Genomic DNA, 17291 nt, shown 5'->3' with positions numbered 1-17291 from the left:
GCTTTTCACAGGGTGCCGCCTCCCGTCTTGCCGGGTTTGGCGCGCGCCTTGCGCGGCGGCTGTGCGCGGGGTGCTTCGCGGTCGGGCACCAGCGAAATGGCGTGCATGCCCTCCAGCCACGACAGCGCATCGACATACGACAGGAACTGCTCCAGGTAGCCGGGCGACACCTCGCGCATCAGCGACAGTGAGCGATGCACCAGATGGTTCGTGTTCAGCGGCCCGGCGTTTTCCGGCACGCCGGCCTGCGATTGGCGCAACTGCCGGTCGACGCTGACGCGCGCCCAGGTGTCGCGGAAGTAGTCGGCGAGTTCTGGTTCGGCGTGGTGGGCACGGTGCGGGGTGGGGGCGGCGAGCGCGGCAGGCACGGTGGGTGCTCGGGTCGAGGGGACGGCGGACGGGTGCGCGCGCCGGCCGAGGCGTTCCCTGAGTGCGGCAAGGTCGGCGAGGGCGCCGGGCCATTGCGGCGGTATCCGGGGCGGTGTCTCGGGCACCTCCCCGGATAGTTCCACCTCGCCCGAGGCGCGTGCCAGCACTTCGCCATACTCCGCGACCAGTCCGGCCACCCGCTTCTCCAGCAGCCGTCCCGCCTCGCCTTGATAGCCGGAGGCGCGCCGCGCCAGCGCTTCGATGAAGCGAAAGCGGACCGGGTCCGCGCGGTCGGCGCCGCTGTCACGCCAGCCGTCGAGCAAGGCGCGGGGATCGCGCGGGCCGTCGCTATGCATTGGGTTTGGTGGCCCCGACTGCGGACCCGGCCCCGGCCGACACTCTCGGCACTGGCGCGATTTCCACGCGCCGGTTCTTCGCCCGGCTTTCCTCCGTCGCATTCGGCGCCACCGGCTGCTGCGAGCCGAACGCTGCCGAGAAGACCGAAGAAGGGGGTACGCCCGAGTCGATCAGCGTGCGGGTCACGGTCAGCGCGCGCTGGGCCGACAGTTCCAGGTTGTCGGCAAACCGCCGGTTGCCCTCCTTGACCTGCTGGTCGTCGGTGAAGCCGCTCACCATCAGGATCTCGTCGCGCGCCCCGAGATACGCTGATAGCGGCGCGGCAAGGCTCTTGAGCAGTGCGCGGCCCTCCGGCTGCAACTGGTCGGAGTTCAGGGCGAACAGCACGTTGCCGCTGATGCCGATGCGCCCGTCCTTGAGCGTGACCCGGCCGGCCGCCAGCGGCCCGGCCAGCGCCTGCTCCAGCGTCTGGCGCCGCTTCAGTTCCTCCTGCCGCTGCTTGACCTCGTTCTCCAGCCGGGCCGACAGTTCCATCTGCACGCCGATCACGCCCAGCAGCACCAGCACGAAGGCCCCCAGCATGACCGACATCAGGTCGCCGAACACCGCCCAGGCCGGGACGGTCGGCTCCACGCCGGCGTCGAAATCGTCCGTCATGCCGCCTCGGCGCCAGCTTGCTGCGCGGAAAACTGCTGCAGGTTCTCCAGGATCTGCTTCTGCGACAGCATGCTCAGGTCGACCACCTCGCGGGCCTGCGCCACGTAGTAGGCCAACTGCTCGTCGCTGCGCGCCATCGACTTGTCGAGCGCGGCCTCGATGCGGGCGAGGTGCTCCGCCAGCTTGTCGTTCGACGCGCTGAACATCTGCACTGCCATGCCGAATGCTTCGCCCAGGCTTGCCACCTCGACGGCGCCGCCCGTGACTTGCGCCGCGATGCCGTCCAGCTTGCCCGTCTCCTGCGCCACTTGCTCGGTGAAGCGCGTGCCGACGCGCTCCAGCAGGTCCGCCGTGGTCGTGACGAGCCCGTCCACCGCCGTGCGCTGCTCGGTGGAGGCGTGGTTCACGGCATCAAGCAGGGTGCCAAGGGTCTCCAGTAGGCGGCCGCGCTCCTCCAGCATCGCGTTGTCGCGCGCCATGCCGTCGGTGAGCTTCTGGCGCAGCTCGGCGATGACGTCGGCGGCGGCCTTGGGCGCCTCGGTCGCGATCTGGGCGAGGCGGGCGACCTCGGCGATGGTGCCGCTGGCCTGCTCCTGCGTGTGCGTGGCGATGTCGCGGGCGGTCCGGGAGAGGGCGTCGCGGATCTCCCGCTGGTGGTCGGCGGACTGCGTGCTCGCCTGTTGCCATTCGTCGCGCATCGTGGCGGCCATCTTGGCCAGCGTGTCGCGCCAGGCGGCGAGGCGTTGCTCGTCGCGCGAAGCGAGTTCCGCTTGCAGCGTGGTCGCGGCCTGCAGCAGGCGGTCGATCTCGGCAAGCGTGCCGGTGGCGTGGGCTTGCGCGTGCGTGGCGATATCGCGCGCGCTTTGCGACAGGGCGTCGCGGACATCCTGCTGGTGGGCGGCCGACTGCGCGCTCGCCTGCTGCCATTCGTCGCGCATCGTGGCGGCCAGGTTGGCCAGCGTGTCGCGCCAGGCAGTCAGGCGCTGTTCGTCGCGCGAGGCGAGTTCCGCTTGCAGCGTGGTCGCGGCCTGCAGCAGGCGGTCGATCTCGGCAAGCGTGCCGGTGGCGTGGGCTTGCGCGTGCGTGGCGATATCGCGCGCGCTTTGCGACAGTGCGTCGCGGACATCCTGCTGGTGCGCAGCGGCTTGCGCGCTTGCCTGTTGCCATTCGTCGCGCATCGTGGCGGCCATGGCTGCCAGCGTGTCACGCCAGGCAGCGAGGCGCGTCTCATCGCGCGCGGCGAGTGCCGTCTGGCGGGCCGTCTCCTGCGCGGCCAGTTGCGATTGCAGGTCGGCGTGCGATTGGCTGACCGTGCCGGCGAAGGTGGTGGCGTGCTCCGCATGGGCAGCGGCGTGCTGCGCGAAGGCGGCCGAGGCGTCGGTCATCGCCTGGCGGTTGGCGCTGGCGAGCGATTCGCCCGTGTGTTCGAGGCGCGACAGCGCGGCGTCCCACGTCCGGGCCGCGCCGGTGGCCGCCGTGTCGAGACGGGTGCCGATGCCGTCGACCAGCGCCACCGAGCGTTGCGCGAAGGTTTCGCCGAAACCGTCGAGCGATGCGCGCAGGTCCGACGTGAGGGCGGCGTTCGCCTGCTGGTGTTCGGCGAGCGCATGGCGCCAGGTGTCGGCCACGGCGGCGGTGGTGGCGTCAAAGCGGGTGGAGAGGCCGTCCAGATGCTGCTGCACGGTCTGCGTGACGGTCTCGCGCATGCTGGCCGCTTCGTGGGCGAGGCCGGCCATCGTGGTGTCCACGGCGGGCTGGATCGCCGCGCTGGCGGCGCGGGCGCTGTCGGCGATGCCCGCCTTCAGCGACTGTCCGACGGTATCGGCCAGCCGCGCGTAGGCGACGTCGGTGCGCGCGTGAAAGGCGTCCTGGCTGGCCGACAGGCGCTCGCCGAGCGCTTCGCTCTGGCGGGCCATCGCCGCGGCCATGGTTTCCAGTCGATCCACCAGCGTGGGCATCAGTTCGGTCTGCCGTTGCAGCAACGCGAACACCGTGTCGTGTTGGTGATGGCGGGAATGCGGGCGCAGCGTGGTGGCGATGCGCTCGTCCAGCAACTGCGCCGCCTGCACGCGCTCGCGGCGGGCGAGCGTCGAGAGCAGCCCAAGCATGGCCGAGGTGGCCACGCCCGCCACCGACGTGCCGAACGCGAAGCCAAGGCCCTTGACCGGCGCGGCCAGCGACGCGCGGATGGCTTGCAGGTCGGCGGCACTTTCCAGCGCCACGCCGGTGGTGCGCAGTGTGCCCACCATGCCGAGGAAGGTGCCGAGCATGCCCAGCAGCACCAGCAGGCCGACCAGGTACGGCGTCATCGCCGGGCCGGGCAGCGCCACGCGCTCGCCTTCCACGCGCAGGCGCACGGCGGTGCGCAGGCTGGGGTGCAGACGGTCGAGCCACGCGCCGAGGCTTGTCGGCGGCGCGGTAAGGTCGGCAACCGCGGCGGTCAGCGTGGGGGTGGCCTCCCGATAGCGGTGCAGTTCGAACGCGCCGCCCACGTAGAAGCCGCCGATGAGCAGCGTGACGGCCAGCGCCAGCGCATTCGTGCCCGCGTAGCCGGCGCCGACCCAGCCGACGACGGCGAGGCCCGCGAGGAATACAACGAGTGGTGTGAGGTGTTTGTTCATGTCGATCGGTCAGCTTTCGCGCAGGGCGGCGAGCAGGGCGTCCACCGGCTGGAACCGGATCTCCAGTTCGGCCAGCAGCACGCTCTGCATGTCCCTGCGAAATACGTTGAGCCACGCGCCCTCTGCATCGCGCAGCCGTGTGAAATGCGGCTCCAGCATCCCCGGCACCGCGGCAAGCACGGCCTGTTCGCGCGTGCCGAGCACCTGCTCCATGACGGTATCCAGCATGGCCAGCCGGGCCGCCTGCGGCGTGCGCGACGCCAGTGCCGTCCGCAGCCGCCCGCGCAGGCCGGCGATCTCGCGCTCCATCTGCTGCTGCAGCGCGATGTAGCGCTGGCGATGGACGGCGAAGTCGGTCTCGGCCGCATCGGGCGTGGCCGGGCGCGCCGGCATGCGGCGGCGGCTGTCGGATGACGTGCCTTGCCCGGTGATCGCGGCGGTCAGCATGGCGCGCACGTGGGTGCCGGCCGAATCACCAATACTCGCGCCAATACCCGCGCCAATACTCGCGCCAATCCCCCCGCCAACATTCCCGCTGCTACCCGCACGCGCCGGTGCCCCGGACGGCACTTCCGGCGGACTGCCGTTGAGCGCGGCCGATAGCGCGATGGCGTCGGTCCAGCCAAGCCACCGGCTCATCACGGCGGAAAGCGGTGGCGCGGCGCCGGAGGCCCCGGCGTCGGTCAGGCTGGCCAGCAGGCGTAGCAGTTTCGGGCCGCTGAAACCCGTGCGCTGTGGCACTTGCGTCATGTCGCCAGGATGAAAAAAAAGTGGAGTTTACACGGTCGCGGCCGTGACGGAACTGGCGTTAGTACTGGCAATGCAATCTTGCTGGCTCAAGGTCCGGCAAGGCATTGTCGATAGAGACCCGGGGGTAAGCGGAGTGCTGGTCGGGTTCATTGCCGGCGATCACCCCGGCGAAGTTACCTCGGCGCTCGCTGCGAGCGAGGCGCGAACCATGCAGGAAATCGACGCCCATGGGGACTTGGTACTTGGCGCATGGTGCGCTGCTAGACTTCTTCCGGTGATCCCGAATTTATTGTTTTCACCGTGAACCTTTCCCACCTGGAGCGCCAGCTCACCTTCCTTCGAGAGATTGATCGGCTAAAGAGCGTCGTACGAATGTCGCCGCTTATCGATCGGTCGCGTCGAGAAAATAGTGCCGAACATTCCTGGCATCTCGCCATGTATGCGCTCGTACTGTCAGAGCATGCGGCAGCGCCGATCGATGTAGTCCGTGTGGTGAAGATGCTTCTTCTCCACGATATCGTGGAGATCGATGCCGGCGATACGCCGTTCCATGATCCGTCGATGCATGCCGGCCAGGCGGAGCGGGAGCAACTGGCGGCGGAGCGGATCTTTTCCTTGCTGCCGGATGCGCAGGCCACCGAGTTTCGCGATCTTTGGTCTGAATTCGAGGCGGCGGAGAGCGACGACGCGAAGTTCGCCAAAGCGTTGGACCGCTTCCAGCCACTACTCCATAACGTCGCAACGGACGGTGGTACCTGGACCGCGCATGCGGTCAATGAGGAGCAGGTCTTTGCACGTTACGGGCCGACCATACAGCGTGGCGCACCAGCCCTCTGGCAGGCGGCCGCCAGGCTCGTGCAACAACACTTCAGCGATCCACCGGCCTAGAAGGCTGGTCTTCGAAGAGTGGGTGTCAGCTCGGCGGCCAAGGCCGCCCGGCATTTCCCGCCGATTCAGTGCAGCGCGGAGGCCGTGCGCAGTCTCGGCGTTTTCTTGTCGAGAATGGCCACCAGAAGCAGGCCGAGGGATGGGGAAAACATCATCGAGAAGATCACCCAGCCGGTACCGAAGCGCCCCAGCGTATGAGCCATCAGGCCGACCAGAAAGGAGCAAACAATCCACACACCAACAGCAATCATGGCAACGCCTCGACACGGGTAAACGTGCTTTCCAGTATGGGAGCTTGTTGCCAAATGATTTGACCTGGTGGGACAGATTCTTTGCATTCCGGGACACTAGGGGAAAGCGCCAACCGCGGTTGACTCGCACAGGCGCACTTCACCTTGCCCAGACACAGCCAAAAGGGACTGCGCGATCACGGAACTTGCCAGTGCCGATATTGGCAGAACGCCATGTGCGCGAAGCGACCAGGATTGGCGGTCAGTCATTCCAGCGATACTGCACCGTTAGCGTGATCGCCTTGTAGTCGCCGCCGGCGCGCGTGATCCAGCCTTTGGATACCCCGATCTTGCCGGACCAGTTCGCCACGAGGGGTACCGATAACGTCAGCCCATACCGCGTATTGGTGCGGCGATCGTCGTTGCGGACGCCGTCCACCGTGGTATTGCCTCCGCTGTAGAAGCCTGCGTCGGCGGCGAGCCACAGGCCGGGCCGGAACTGGTATCCACCATGCAGTTGCACCACCGCTATCGGGCTCTGCTGACGTTGCCTGCTGCCCAGGAATTCGTCGTTGGCGGTAAAAAACCACACGCCAAACGAACTTTCGGCGAACCAGTTGTTACCAAACGGCACCGAAACGCCAAGTTCCGGCTTGAAGGCCCAACGGTTTGCGCCGATGTTGATGAGTCTGTCCGCGTGGTATTGCCCGCTCGGCGCGACCACCGTGAGGCTTGCCCCCAGCGTGGAGACTGGCGGATGCCTCGCGAACTCGGCGGGTGTCTTTGCGGCGCCGCCCAGCAGATTCACCGCAAGACGCAGATAGGCGTCGCCGACGCCGGCACGATAGACGCTGTTCGGCGCGTCGAACACGTTCCCCGTGACGTTGGCGCGCGAGTAGGGCAGCACGACGCCAACGGAAGCCGTGCGGCCAAGCAGGTCGAACACCTGCAGATAGCCCAACGCAAAAATGTCGATCTTCGCGTTGACGTCCGTAATTGGCAGGGAAGGGTCGGTCAGTACATCGCCACCGAGCCTTGCGTACGTTGCCAGCAGGAAATGCGTGCCAATCGGCGCCGCCGAATAGGCGCGCGGCTCAAGCTCCTGGGCCATGCAGCCGTTGACGAGCGCGCCCAGGCAGGGCAAAAGCCGTCGGAGCCACAGGGCGAGCACGGCGGGCCTGTCCCACCCTGGCATCTATGTCTCCTCCTGGCGATTCCGCCTCGATCCCGCTAGAACGCGACGGTCAGCGCAGCGATCACTACCTGCTCTTGCGACTTTGGATTGAACCAATAGACGCTGCCTGTGACCTTGCCAAAGGTGAGTTGCAGCAACCCACCGCGCTGAAACTCACGCTCGCCGCCGTAGATCCGCGTACGTTGGGCAACGAAACCGAACCTGAGCCATGGAACAGGACGATAGGCCAGTTCGTTCCAGGCATAGGTATAGGGCGTTGTCGTGCCCGTTCCCGGCAGGTATTCGGCTTCGATGTAGTAGTCGAACTTGCCCACGGCAAGGCTGGCCTCCATGCCGGCAATCGGCCCGTGCGCGCTGCCGGCAACAAAGCCAACGATCGGCGTGACCTTGTACTGGAAGGTTTCGCCGCCGGAAAACGACCAGCCGACAAAGCCCGACTGGGCATGTATCGCCTCGTAGTTGACGCGTGCTTCCAGGTGGAGTTGGCCATGATCGGCCGCAAAGATGCCAGACCCATAGCTGCCTTCCTGACGCGGCATGTTCCAGAAGCCAGTCGCCAGGAAGCTCCACGCGGGCGGCGGCGCATCCGCTGTCGTGCGCTCCGGGGTGGTGGCGATTTCCTGGGCGTACACGCAGTTCGACGCCAGCCATATCGCAACTGTCAGCAGGCGCACCCGCATGTCATCCGCCCAGCGCAATGACGGCGATGGTCACGGCCACGCCGAGCGCCATCATGCCGAGGCCCGCTCGCCACGGGCTGATCCCCGCGTAGTGCCCCAACGCCATGCCACCACCGAACAGCATGGCGAGCGTCAGAACCCTGGAGACGACGAGGGCCGTGGCCACGTCGTGTAGCAGGACGAAAGGCAGCGCAACGGGAAACGTCGACAACACGACGATGCAGAAGATGCGGATCGCGCCAAGAAAGTCGGCAAGTCGCAGGGTCGGCCGCTCTGGGACATCCGCTCCGGAAACAAGGCGCAAACGGATCGGCTCGAGGTCATCGTCGGCAATATGCGGATTCATGGCGGGCGGCAACGCGTCGCGGATTGCCGCAACGCCTGAGGTTCGGTCCTCCTGCTTGATTGTCAACGCAAGCTTCTGGAGCATCCCGCGTCCCGCGAGCGTGCGCACCAGGAACATGATCGCGTCGACAAGTCCCCATGCGAGGTTGCAGCCGATGGCCGCGCGGAACATGGTCTGTGGCGCATCCGGCCCCGCGGTGGTGGCAGAGACCGCGCCAACGAACGTCAGCGCCATGTAAAGGCCGAAACACATCTCGGAGACGCGGTCCACGACGTCAAGGACCGGCTTCCGTTCTTGAGCGCGATCGCGGTGCGACGGATTGAGAGCTGGCATGCAGATTCCTCTCCAGGAACAGGAGGTTGCATATCAAGAACAGCGGGTCCAAAAGATGCTTCAGCTACTGATCTAGGTGAATCATAGTCAACCCCGGTTCAGTGGGTAGCGCTTTCTGCAGAAAATCGGCGTGGCGGATGTCGGGAAGACGATAGTGCTCAGGCTTCGGAGCCGGTGGTGAAACCCGCCGCCGAGGGTTTTCTATACTGGGCTGCAAGGTCTGCCTGGAAAACCCATCGCATCTGCACTGGGGGCGCCACATGCTGGAATTGTTCGAATCGCTCACCAATCGACTGATCACGGATTGGAAACTTCGCAAGAGAGACGAGAAGCTCTCCCGCGCCTACCACTGCCGTTGCGACTCAGCCATCTTCTTCCGCAACACCCAGTGCCTGAATTGCGAGTCTCAGTTGGGTTATCTGCCGGAATCCCTGTCGCTGGTCGCGCTCGACCCTGGCCCCGAGCCCGGCACGCTGCGCGTCGATGGGGACGAGCGCTTCTATAAATACTGCGGCAATCGCGAGACGCCGGCGCTGTGCAACTGGATGCTGGATGCGAGTGATCCCGCTTCGCTTTGTATTGCCTGCCGCCTCAACCGCACGATCCCGGATCTCAATGACGTTGACAACGCGCACTATTGGGCTGCAATCGAAGTGGCCAAGCGGCGCCTTGTGGCGCAATTGCTCGCGCTCGGGCTTCCGGTGAGGTCGAAGGTAGAGGCGGACCCCGAACGAGGCGTGATGTTCGATTTCCTGCGCTCGCCGCCGGGAGCACCGGCTGTGATGACCGGCCATGCGAACGGCCTTATCACCATGAATGTCGAGGAAGCCGACGACGTCAAGCGCGAGAAGATCAAGCACGACCTGCGCGAGCCCTATCGCACGCTGCTCGGGCACTTCCGGCACGAGATCGGCCACTACTACTGGGATCTGCTAGTGCGCGACACGAAGTGGCTGGAGCCCTTCCGGCAACTCTTCGGAGATGAACGCGCCAGCTATGCCGAGGCGCTGAAGCGCAACTACGAATCGGGGCCACCAGCAGGCTGGGCCAATTCGTACATTTCCTCTTACGCCACGATGCATCCCTGGGAAGACTGGGCCGAGACTTGGGCGCATTATCTGCACGTGGTCGACACCATGGGCACGGCGCTTGGCTTCGGGCTGGAAGCCGAGGATATCGATGGCAGGGTGACCCCGTTTGCGAGCGAAGACCTGTACGCGCCGGATGATCCCGGGGCGTCGAGCTTCCTGACGCTGCTTAACTCGTGGATCGAGGTGATCATGGTCCTCAACGAGCTGGCGCGCAGCATGGGGCAACCGGACTTCTATCCGTTCATCATGTCCAGGCCTGTGGTGGCCAAACTGCAACTCGTGCACATGATCATCTTCGACGCGCAAAACCAGGGTGCGATCGAAAAGACGGCTGATGAGGGAAAGGTGCTGGCCTGAGGCCGACACAGGAATGGGATTCGGAATAGGGACGTGCGGGCAGAGCGCAAGCCGCAACGACGTGTTAGTACGCGGGCGAGATAGGTTGGGGTGACTGGGCTATCTCGCCCGCCTTTCCATTTTGTCGAGCGCCTTCTGAATTCAGGCGCGCGACGCAGGATGAGGATCGGTTACGACTTCTTCTGGTGCGCGTTCGCGCGTGCGGCAGAGATCGCTGCATCGCGTTCTTTCGCTGCGGCCGCCTTCGCCTCGTCGTAGACCTTCTTTGCCTCACCAACCTTGGTGTCGTATGTCTTTCGCGCAGCGGCGATCTCCTGGCGCATGTGGACAATCTCGTCGCTAGGTGGTTGGGACTTCGTTCCGCTCGCTGTTTGCCCGATGGCGGGCAAAGCGGACACCGCAAATATGGCAGCGGCGAGGATGGCTACGTGCTTCATGTTCTTGCTCCTCAGTTGGCTCCAAGACACGTTAGTCCGATCAATGCTGGCCTTCAATTGGACCAAGGTCCTACAGTTCGGCGGTTCTTGCGACGACACGGATGCGCGATGCCTCGGCGTCGATTTGTACCGACAACGTCGCCAATTCCTCTTCTGCCAGCCCATCCGTGGCTGGACTCCTGAATAACATCCTGCTGATCGCAATGCAGGCAGGCATGCAGATCGCTGCCATTGCGCGCCTGATCAATCGCACTCTGCTGGCGCAGTTTCTGCATTGCAGATTCGGTCAGTGCTTTGCCTGCCGATCACTGACGGCGCAGCAGATGCCACGTGGCCCATGCACAACTATCACGTAGCCATTGCCATGCTGACGCCGTAGTGACGAATGCCTGACCTAACGGTGGCTGGTGGCCAGCGCGACGATAGCGCCTGTGGTTGCCGCGATGGCGGCCACGGTACCCATGCTTTGCCACGGATGCTCATGGACGTAGCGATCGGTTGTTTTCGCCCACTCGGAAACTCTGGCATGACTGTCTTCGCGCAGCGCAGCAAGACGGTCCTGCAGCGCGCGCTGCCGGGCTTTGAGCGCGTGGCGCTCGAGGCCTGCCCCGACACCGGTTTCGGCTTTGACATCTCGAAGAAGCGCCTGCACGTCCGCCACCAGCGCATCGACGTCGCGGGCCAATGTGTCCTTGTGCATGGAGAAATTGGGTTGGATGTCGTTCATTTTGCCCTCCTGTTTGCGAAATCATCGCAGTGCGTCGCGCAGCACGACTGGCACTGCGTCCAATATAGGCTCGCGTTGACAGCCCGCCATGAAAAAAGCGGTCCGGAAGATGGCAAAAGGACAGCGGAATAGATGCGACGCCCGGCTGTCCGCGACCGTGCCAGCGCTCCCAGGCTCACTGATTTCCGCCACTCCGTCGCAGTGCAGCGACCTATGCTAATCACATCAAGGAACCGGCGGGAGTCCGAAATGGCGAATCTGCGCTGGCTGGCGATTCTGCTCATGCCTTTGGCGATTGCGGTGACGGGATGCGGCAATAGCGACGGCGGCGATACTACGCTGGCGCCTCCGGCCGGTCTGGTCGAGCGTGACGAATCACCGATCTACGCAGCAGGCGTCCCAATCGTGCCGGAAACGACGAGCAACAGCGGTGGCGCCATCTCGCAATGCACGGTGTCTCCGCCACTGCCCCCAGGTCTGAGCCTCGATCCGCAGAACTGCACGATCAGCGGCACGCCAACCGGAGTCAGTCATGCCACGGTCTACACGATCACCGGCGGCAACGCCGCAGGCAGTGCCTCCACCCGGGTCGAAATCGAGGTCAAGGACGTTCCCGTCGCGCCAGATGGCCTGGACTATCTGGACCGGTCGGTCATTTACCCGACCAATGCGCCGATCACGCCCAACACGCCGATCAGCACAGGGGGCGAGATCACGCAGTACAGCGTGTCGCCGGCGCTGCCGGCGGGCCTCGCCATTGACCCGCAGACCGGCATTATTTCTGGCATCCCCACGGCAGTCACGGCACCGGCGGTCTATACGGTGACGGGCGCCAACAGCGTGGACAGCGTCGAGGCCCAGTTGACGATCGAAGTGGCTGCGCTGGCGGTGCCGCCAACCGGCTTCGTCTATGTGGATCCGCTACCCGAGTACATTGTCGGCGTGTCGATCGTGTACAACGAGCCCGTGTACTCCGGTGGCGAAGCGACCCAGTTTTCGATATCCCCTGCGTTGCCGGCGGGATTGAGCCTCAACACGCAGACCGGGGAAATCAGCGGCACGCCGACTGTTGAACTGGCCCAGACGACGTTTCTTGTTACCGCCAGCAATAGTGCCGGCAGCGTCACCACGCAGTTCACTATGACGGTGGCTGCAGCCCAGGTCGGTGAGTGGCTGCCCGCCGATGCCATGAATCAAGGGCGCTTCCGGCATACGGCCACGCTATTGCCCGACGGGCGAGTCCTGGTGGCGGCAGGGAACAGGAAGCGGGCGCTGTCCTCCGCCGAGTTATATGACCCGTCCACGAACAGTTGGACACAGACCGGCAGTCTTGGGCTAAGCAGGCAAGCGCACTCGGCCAATCTTCTGCCTGACGGCCGGATTCTGGTGGCGGGGGGCTTCGGCGATGCTGGGCGCAACCCGCTTTCCTCGGCGGAACTGTTTGACCCTGTCGGGGGCAACTGGTCGCAGACCGGCAGCCTCGGCCAGCAGCGTGACAGTCACACCGCCACGCTGTTGCGCGATGGCCGCGTACTGGTGGCAGGCGGCGAGGGCCAGGGCAGCAGTAAAGGCGCACTGTCTTCCGCCGAACTCTACGATCCGGCTACGGGCACCTGGTCGCCGACCGGCAGCCTCGGCCAGGCGCGCGAGCAGCACACTGCCAACCTTCTGCCGGATGGCAGGGTTCTGGTAGCCGGCGGCGAAGGTATCGGCGGCGACGCACTGTCCTCGGCCGAACTCTATGACCCCGTCACGGGAACCTGGTCTCCAACCGGCAGCATGAGTCAGGCCCGCAACGCCTATGCCGCCGCGCAGCTCGCCGACGGCAGGGTGCTCGTAGTCGGGGGAAGCGATGGCAAAAAAGCGCTCGCAACCGCTGAACTCTACGATCCGGCGACGGGCACGTGGTCAATGACAGGCAGCCTGCGCCAGGCACGTGACTTTCATACCGCCACGCGCTTGACCAGCGGGCGTGTGCTGGTGGCCGGCGGCATCGACGGCAGGGATTTGTTCGTCAGCGAGCTGTACGACCCCGCGACTGGAAGCTGGTCCCAGGTCGGCAGTCTTGAGCAAATGCGCGAGCAACACACGGCGACGTTGCTGGCAGACGGCAGGGTCCTCGTAGCGGGTGGAACTGGACGCGGGGTCTTGTCCTACACGGAATTGTTTCACTAGCTTGGAGTGAGACACGCGAGGGCAGGCGATCAACTGTCCATCTGCTATGGTTGATAGACCTCTTCGGCAGAAGCGCCAGCGTCGTGCTGGCGCCACCGAACGACGGTATGGGGCCAGATCGGGCTCAAGGAGTTCGTCATGAATCTCAGCAAGCTGATCGTGGCGGCCGTGCTTGGCGCGGCAATCCTTCCCGTGATGGCACAGCCCGAGACCAAGGTGGACACGGTGTCGGGCGTGGGGGCTACCAAGACAACCAGAACGGTCAAGGCCACTGGCACGGTGACGGCCATCGATGCCGCCACGCGCACCATTTCGCTCAGGAACAAGCAGGGCAAGGTCTCCGATGTGCAGGTCGGGGAGGACGTGCGCAACTTCGAACAGCTTCGCGCGGGCGACACGGTCACCGTCGAGTACACGCAGGCCTTGTCAGTGAACCTCGCCAGACAGAGCGGCATGCGCTCCAGCACCGAACGCGAGATCTCGGACAGGGCCGCTCCTGGCGCGAAGCCCGGCGGCATGGTCGGGCGCGAGGTGACAGTCACGGCCGATGTCGTGGCGGTCAACGCCAAGACCGGCCTGGTGACGCTCAAGGGGCCAAGAGGCAAGACGGTGGACGTGCATGTCGAGGATCCGCAGCAGCTGAAGGCCGTTCGCCGTGGTGACCAGGTGCAGGCCGTCTACACTGAAGCGCTTGCCGTTTCTGTCACGCCCAAGACCGCCCGCTGAGTGGGGTGCGCCAGGAGTTTGACCAGGCAGCGAACCGGGCAGGCAGAGGCCGGGCAGGAGCATGCAGATGGGTTTTCTGGGTTGGGTGCGCCGGCGCAAGGCGTCGGCCCCTGGGCACCGCAAGCGAGAGATTGCCGAACTGGCCGAGCGCGTGACCCGGCTCTATCCGCGCCTGCGGCTGGTGTCACGCTATCAGCAGCGGCTCCGGCCTGCGCTGGAGCATGCGCAGGATTATGTGCGCGAGCTTGTCGGGGGTCTTCCCGCGCCTCGTGACGCCAGCATCCAGGCATGGGGCGATGACCCCTATATCCAAGCCTTCTTCGGCACGCCGCAGGACGTGCAGCTAGCCTTCAGCCGCTCACCCGAACTGCGGGAGTTCTTCAACCAGTCGCCCGATGCGGAGCAGGCCGTTGCGGTGTTGGGGATGGAGATGATCGAGCGGCGCACGCTCGGCGTCGCGCTGGAAGGGGAGGTCATGCGCACGGAAGTGCCGCAAACCACGATCAGTTTCGGCGATCACAAGGCGAGGATCATCGCGCGCACCGAGGCAGAGCTGCGCGAAGAGATCGTGCGGCGGATGTTCGACCAGTTCGGCATGGAGGGCCTCGCCCGTTTCGCTGCCGGCAAATCACGCCGCGACGTACTCACGCGCGAACAGACGCTGCTGGTGTCGCGTCTGCGCCTGCTCCGGCAGCAAGGCACCGGCATGCGTTCGATGCTCGGCGGCGATGGCGATGCGACTCCCGACGAGCAAGCGGGCCTGAGCGAGCAGATTGCCGCGAACGAGCGGGAGCTTGCGCAACTCGGGCCGGAAGAAGGGGCGCTCGACCGTCAGCTGGAATGCCTGGCGGAGGTCCTCGCGGATGCAGGCGCCTGTTTTTCGATCGAGCAGCGACGCTTGCGGCTGAGTGCCATGAATGTGCTTGTCGACGCGGACAACGCGGGGCCGGCACACGAGATCGATCTGCTCACGGCCCACGTCCCGGGCGATCCGCCGCTGGTACGATCCATCGCGCTGGTGCGCTTCGCGCGCGGCGACATGTTGTCGCCCACCGTCCTGCTCGAGGAGGCAGAGCGCCTGCTGTGAAAGCGAGGCGTTGCCGGGCAGGCGTGGCCCGGCCGGTGACCACTACGCAGTTGGGGCCCGTTGCCGCAGGTTTGGTCGATATATCGGGAGAGGAACCCGGCCTGCACCACGCCCAACAGACGTTGATTCCCTAACGTCGCCCACCGCCACCTCGCCCGCCGCCAAAGCCGCCGCCGCGCGCGCCACCGCCGAAGCCGCCGGATCGGCCCGAGCCTGACTGCAGGCTCGTGTTCCCCCGATTGGCGTCACGCTGTACCGCGCTCCCTCCGCTGCCGACACCCTGGAACCCATTGTCCCGGCCCCCGGTCGCGTCGCGCCCGCGGAAGTTGTTGCGCCCCGCCGCATCGGCCGTGCTCCTGCCGAATTTCTCGCGCGTGGCATTGTCGCGATAGGCAACGCCCTGGCGGTGCCGGGCATCGTGCTGCCAGCGGCCTCCCTCGAACTTGCTGGCATCGAAGTTGCGGTCGATGTTCCGGGCCTTGTGGTGTTCCACATGTACCCCGCCATTGTTCCAGTCGCAGTTGCCGAATATGGCGATGGCCCCGGCCAGTCCGATGCCCCATGCGATGCCTCCCAGGAAGGCATCGCCGGGGTAGTAGGGCCCGTAGGGCGGCCAGTAGTAGTACGGGTAGCCTGCATAGCCCCAACCGCCGTAGACGATCGCCGGGTCGTACACCGGTACATAGATCACCTCGGGATTCGCCGGCTCGATGCGCACGATGGTCTGCTGCGCGGCTTCGCTGGAGGTTGCGTTTTCCACGGTCACGGTCTGCTGCGGGCCCGACTTGAGGTGGCCGGCTTGCTGGGCGCGCACACGCAGGCGTTGCACGGCATTGAACACCTCCTTTTGCTGCGCCAGGAATGCATCCCCCAGTTTCTGGGTCCAGTCCAGCTTGTCGCCCATTGGCTCAAGGATCTGCGGAAACGCCACCATCGATTTCACGCTGACGTCCCACGACTCGTTCTGCACCGCCTTGACTGCGTCGTTGCCCTTGAGGTTTGGATGCGCCTTGCTCCAGCGCGCGGCAAGCGCGACTTCCAGCGGGTAGGTGGAAGCCATCAAGACCTGTGAGAGCAGCGGATCGGGATAGAGCGCGATCGGCGCGACCAGCGCCTCGATTTCTTCCGCCTTGTACGGCGCGGGTTCCTTCTGGGCCTGCACCGCACCCTCCCCGGACATCGCCGGCGTGGCCGTACCCACGGCCGGCGGACCGGCGCTTTCGCAGCCGCCCAGCACAAGCAGGGCACAGCAAGCGGTGGTCAGGGCGCGCGGGTTCATGGCGACACCTTGCGCCAGCCGGGAGCCGGATCATACGAAGTGGTTGCCGCTGCCCTGGCGGTGCTGTTGGTCCCGAGGTCGCGCTCATAGACCTGGCCCTTGTGGCTGACGATGAAGCTCATCACGCCGGTGTCACCGTAGCGTACCGGCCAGGCCATGACCGCGAAGCCGCCGAACAGCTTGCCATCGATGACATAGCTCAACGTGCCGCCATCTGCATGCGTCCCTTGCGAAGTGAGCAGCTTGTAGTGGTAGCCGTAGTAGCCCTCCTTGCTTGCATTGCGCGTGCCGGCATCCTGGAAAGCCGGCCCGAGCGGGCTGGGTGGCTCATTGGGTCCTGTCGGCCAGTAAAGCCCGTCGCGCTTGCCCGGGGAGCTGGACAGCCTGCCGGCATAGACGAGCCGCTTTTCGGCATCGTGGGTCGTCTGGGCGTATTCGGTCTGTGCGTCGCAGATGGCCTGCATGGTCTGGATTACCGCGAGTTCGTTCCGCCCGATACGGCGCACGCGCATTTCCCGGGCGGCGGCCGCGGTGTCGAACTGCCAGCCATTGGCCGATTTGAGCAGCGGCACGGGCAGGGTCCATCCGTCGTCGCCGACGACGATGAGCGCTTGCGTGCCCGATCGCTCCACGCGACGCGATTGCGCCCAGGCCTGGTTGAACCTGTTCCGCACGTCGGCGCCGACCGGGGGGATGATGTCGCGGAAATTGGGGCCAAGCATGGCTCGCATGGCCGTCTCGTCGTCATTGAGGACCGCCTGGCCAAAGGCCGCCATCGCGGCATCCGGCGAGTCGAACACCTGGCGCGCGAAGGCGTGCGTCGCACCGGGACCAAGCAGGCAGAGGCAGCCCAGTGCGGCGGCGGCCGCCCCTCGCAAGAATCTCTGCAGTCCTGTCATGTTCCCGCCCCTGAGCAATGACCTTCCCTGTGCTATGGTTTATATGACCTTTTGGGACAGTGCGCCAGTGCAGTGTGCTGTTGGCGC

18 protein-coding genes are annotated in these 17291 nt (G+C 65.5%); 6 read left to right on the top strand and 12 right to left on the bottom strand.

Going from position 1 to position 17291, the window contains the following annotated elements:
• Positions 1–5: 5 nt before the first annotated feature.
• From BLR29_RS22955 to BLR29_RS22940, 4 genes are read right to left on the bottom strand one after another with little or no spacing between them, the layout of a single operon-like run.
• The gene (locus BLR29_RS22955; protein WP_092139915.1) at positions 6–725 is read right to left on the bottom strand and encodes a DUF2894 domain-containing protein; all 720 of its coding nucleotides are present in this window, start codon (positions 723–725) and stop codon (positions 6–8) included.
• Positions 718–1383, bottom strand: a complete 666-nt coding sequence (locus tag BLR29_RS22950; RefSeq protein ID WP_092139913.1) for an OmpA family protein — start codon at positions 1381–1383, stop codon at positions 718–720. The genes BLR29_RS22955 and BLR29_RS22950 overlap by 8 nt, the downstream gene beginning before the upstream one ends.
• Positions 1380–4004: a DUF802 domain-containing protein gene (locus BLR29_RS22945; RefSeq protein ID WP_092139911.1), complete on the bottom strand. Its 2625-nt coding sequence runs from the start codon at positions 4002–4004 to the stop codon at positions 1380–1382. The genes BLR29_RS22950 and BLR29_RS22945 overlap by 4 nt, the downstream gene beginning before the upstream one ends.
• Positions 4005–4013: 9 nt before the next feature.
• On the bottom strand, positions 4014–4754 hold the full coding sequence (locus BLR29_RS22940; RefSeq protein ID WP_092139909.1) for a DUF3348 domain-containing protein: 741 nt from the start codon (positions 4752–4754) through the stop codon (positions 4014–4016).
• A gap of 300 nt (positions 4755–5054) precedes the next feature.
• Here BLR29_RS22940 and BLR29_RS22930 point away from each other — a divergent pair, with 300 nt between their 5' ends.
• Positions 5055–5642, top strand: coding sequence for an HD domain-containing protein (locus tag BLR29_RS22930; protein ID WP_092139905.1), 588 nt, complete (start codon positions 5055–5057; stop codon positions 5640–5642).
• Positions 5643–5707: 65 nt separating this feature from the next.
• Here the strand turns inward: BLR29_RS22930 and BLR29_RS22925 are convergent, their stop codons facing one another.
• The 4 genes from BLR29_RS22925 to BLR29_RS22910 all read right to left on the bottom strand — a co-directional run bounded on the left by BLR29_RS22925 (position 5708) and on the right by BLR29_RS22910 (position 8426).
• Positions 5708–5893 carry a hypothetical protein gene (locus BLR29_RS22925; RefSeq protein ID WP_092139903.1) on the bottom strand — a complete coding sequence of 62 codons (186 nt, stop codon included), beginning with the start codon at positions 5891–5893 and terminating at the stop codon, positions 5708–5710.
• A gap of 241 nt (positions 5894–6134) precedes the next feature.
• Positions 6135–7067: a transporter gene (locus tag BLR29_RS22920; protein WP_255371376.1), complete on the bottom strand. Its 933-nt coding sequence runs from the start codon at positions 7065–7067 to the stop codon at positions 6135–6137.
• A 35-nt stretch (positions 7068–7102) separates the two neighbouring features.
• On the bottom strand, positions 7103–7747 hold the full coding sequence (locus BLR29_RS22915; RefSeq protein ID WP_092139901.1) for a hypothetical protein: 645 nt from the start codon (positions 7745–7747) through the stop codon (positions 7103–7105).
• A 1-nt stretch (position 7748) separates the two neighbouring features.
• Positions 7749–8426, bottom strand: coding sequence for a hypothetical protein (locus tag BLR29_RS22910; RefSeq protein WP_092139899.1), 678 nt, complete (start codon positions 8424–8426; stop codon positions 7749–7751).
• A gap of 260 nt (positions 8427–8686) precedes the next feature.
• On the opposite strand from BLR29_RS22910, the gene BLR29_RS22905 reads away from it, so the two are divergent.
• On the top strand, positions 8687–9874 hold the full coding sequence (locus tag BLR29_RS22905) for a zinc-binding metallopeptidase family protein (RefSeq protein WP_092139897.1): 1188 nt from the start codon (positions 8687–8689) through the stop codon (positions 9872–9874).
• Positions 9875–10044: 170 nt separating this feature from the next.
• Here the strand turns inward: BLR29_RS22905 and BLR29_RS22900 are convergent, their stop codons facing one another.
• Positions 10045–10311 carry a hypothetical protein gene (locus BLR29_RS22900; protein WP_092139895.1) on the bottom strand — a complete coding sequence of 89 codons (267 nt, stop codon included), beginning with the start codon at positions 10309–10311 and terminating at the stop codon, positions 10045–10047.
• A gap of 101 nt (positions 10312–10412) precedes the next feature.
• Here BLR29_RS22900 and BLR29_RS32540 point away from each other — a divergent pair, with 101 nt between their 5' ends.
• Positions 10413–10667 carry a hypothetical protein gene (locus BLR29_RS32540; protein WP_092139893.1) on the top strand — a complete coding sequence of 85 codons (255 nt, stop codon included), beginning with the start codon at positions 10413–10415 and terminating at the stop codon, positions 10665–10667.
• Positions 10668–10705: 38 nt separating this feature from the next.
• Here the strand turns inward: BLR29_RS32540 and BLR29_RS22890 are convergent, their stop codons facing one another.
• Positions 10706–11038 (bottom strand): ElaB/YgaM/YqjD family protein, encoded by a 333-nt coding sequence (locus tag BLR29_RS22890; RefSeq protein ID WP_092139891.1) that lies wholly within the window; start codon positions 11036–11038, stop codon positions 10706–10708.
• 249 nt (positions 11039–11287) lie between these two features.
• Between BLR29_RS22890 and BLR29_RS22885 the strand changes: the two genes are divergently transcribed.
• From BLR29_RS22885 to BLR29_RS22875, 3 genes are all read left to right on the top strand, one after another.
• Entirely contained in the window at positions 11288–13213 is a 1926-nt protein-coding gene (locus tag BLR29_RS22885) for a putative Ig domain-containing protein (protein WP_092139888.1), read from the top strand.
• A 138-nt stretch (positions 13214–13351) separates the two neighbouring features.
• Positions 13352–13939 (top strand): hypothetical protein, encoded by a 588-nt coding sequence (locus BLR29_RS22880; protein WP_092139886.1) that lies wholly within the window; start codon positions 13352–13354, stop codon positions 13937–13939.
• Positions 13940–14006: 67 nt separating this feature from the next.
• Positions 14007–15026, top strand: coding sequence for a hypothetical protein (locus tag BLR29_RS22875; protein WP_176861037.1), 1020 nt, complete (start codon positions 14007–14009; stop codon positions 15024–15026).
• Between the two features lie 130 nt (positions 15027–15156).
• Here the strand turns inward: BLR29_RS22875 and BLR29_RS22870 are convergent, their stop codons facing one another.
• Together BLR29_RS22870 and BLR29_RS22865 are read right to left on the bottom strand one after the other, a co-directional pair.
• Entirely contained in the window at positions 15157–16305 is a 1149-nt protein-coding gene (locus tag BLR29_RS22870) for a DUF3300 domain-containing protein (RefSeq protein ID WP_092139882.1), read from the bottom strand.
• A complete protein-coding gene (locus tag BLR29_RS22865) occupies positions 16302–17204 on the bottom strand; it encodes a DUF2950 domain-containing protein (protein WP_092139880.1) in 903 nt (300 codons plus the stop codon). The genes BLR29_RS22870 and BLR29_RS22865 overlap by 4 nt, the downstream gene beginning before the upstream one ends.
• Between the last annotated feature and the right edge of the window lie 87 nt (positions 17205–17291).

The sequence above is a fragment of the Cupriavidus sp. YR651 genome (assembly GCF_900101625.1).
Lineage (GTDB): Bacteria > Pseudomonadota > Gammaproteobacteria > Burkholderiales > Burkholderiaceae > Cupriavidus.
This window is presented reverse-complemented; position numbering and strand designations above follow the sequence as displayed.

Excerpts from the sequence above, each read along its gene's own strand:
- BLR29_RS22955 (WP_092139915.1), bottom strand. The coding sequence starts at position 725 with ATGCATAGCGACGGCCCGCGCGATCCCCGCGCCTTGCTCGACGGCTGG.
- BLR29_RS22950 (WP_092139913.1), bottom strand. The coding sequence starts at position 1,383 with ATGACGGACGATTTCGACGCCGGCGTGGAGCCGACCGTCCCGGCCTGG.
- BLR29_RS22945 (WP_092139911.1), bottom strand. The coding sequence starts at position 4,004 with ATGAACAAACACCTCACACCACTCGTTGTATTCCTCGCGGGCCTCGCC.
- BLR29_RS22940 (WP_092139909.1), bottom strand. The coding sequence starts at position 4,754 with ATGACGCAAGTGCCACAGCGCACGGGTTTCAGCGGCCCGAAACTGCTA.
- BLR29_RS22925 (WP_092139903.1), bottom strand. The coding sequence starts at position 5,893 with ATGATTGCTGTTGGTGTGTGGATTGTTTGCTCCTTTCTGGTCGGCCTG.
- BLR29_RS22920 (WP_255371376.1), bottom strand. The coding sequence starts at position 7,067 with ATGCCAGGGTGGGACAGGCCCGCCGTGCTCGCCCTGTGGCTCCGACGG.
- BLR29_RS22915 (WP_092139901.1), bottom strand. The coding sequence starts at position 7,747 with ATGCGGGTGCGCCTGCTGACAGTTGCGATATGGCTGGCGTCGAACTGC.
- BLR29_RS22910 (WP_092139899.1), bottom strand. The coding sequence starts at position 8,426 with ATGCCAGCTCTCAATCCGTCGCACCGCGATCGCGCTCAAGAACGGAAG.
- BLR29_RS22905 (WP_092139897.1), top strand. The coding sequence starts at position 8,687 with ATGCTGGAATTGTTCGAATCGCTCACCAATCGACTGATCACGGATTGG.
- BLR29_RS22900 (WP_092139895.1), bottom strand. The coding sequence starts at position 10,311 with ATGAAGCACGTAGCCATCCTCGCCGCTGCCATATTTGCGGTGTCCGCT.
- BLR29_RS32540 (WP_092139893.1), top strand. The coding sequence starts at position 10,413 with ATGCGCGATGCCTCGGCGTCGATTTGTACCGACAACGTCGCCAATTCC.
- BLR29_RS22890 (WP_092139891.1), bottom strand. The coding sequence starts at position 11,038 with ATGAACGACATCCAACCCAATTTCTCCATGCACAAGGACACATTGGCC.
- BLR29_RS22885 (WP_092139888.1), top strand. The coding sequence starts at position 11,288 with ATGGCGAATCTGCGCTGGCTGGCGATTCTGCTCATGCCTTTGGCGATT.
- BLR29_RS22880 (WP_092139886.1), top strand. The coding sequence starts at position 13,352 with ATGAATCTCAGCAAGCTGATCGTGGCGGCCGTGCTTGGCGCGGCAATC.
- BLR29_RS22875 (WP_176861037.1), top strand. The coding sequence starts at position 14,007 with ATGGGTTTTCTGGGTTGGGTGCGCCGGCGCAAGGCGTCGGCCCCTGGG.
- BLR29_RS22870 (WP_092139882.1), bottom strand. The coding sequence starts at position 16,305 with ATGAACCCGCGCGCCCTGACCACCGCTTGCTGTGCCCTGCTTGTGCTG.
- BLR29_RS22865 (WP_092139880.1), bottom strand. The coding sequence starts at position 17,204 with ATGACAGGACTGCAGAGATTCTTGCGAGGGGCGGCCGCCGCCGCACTG.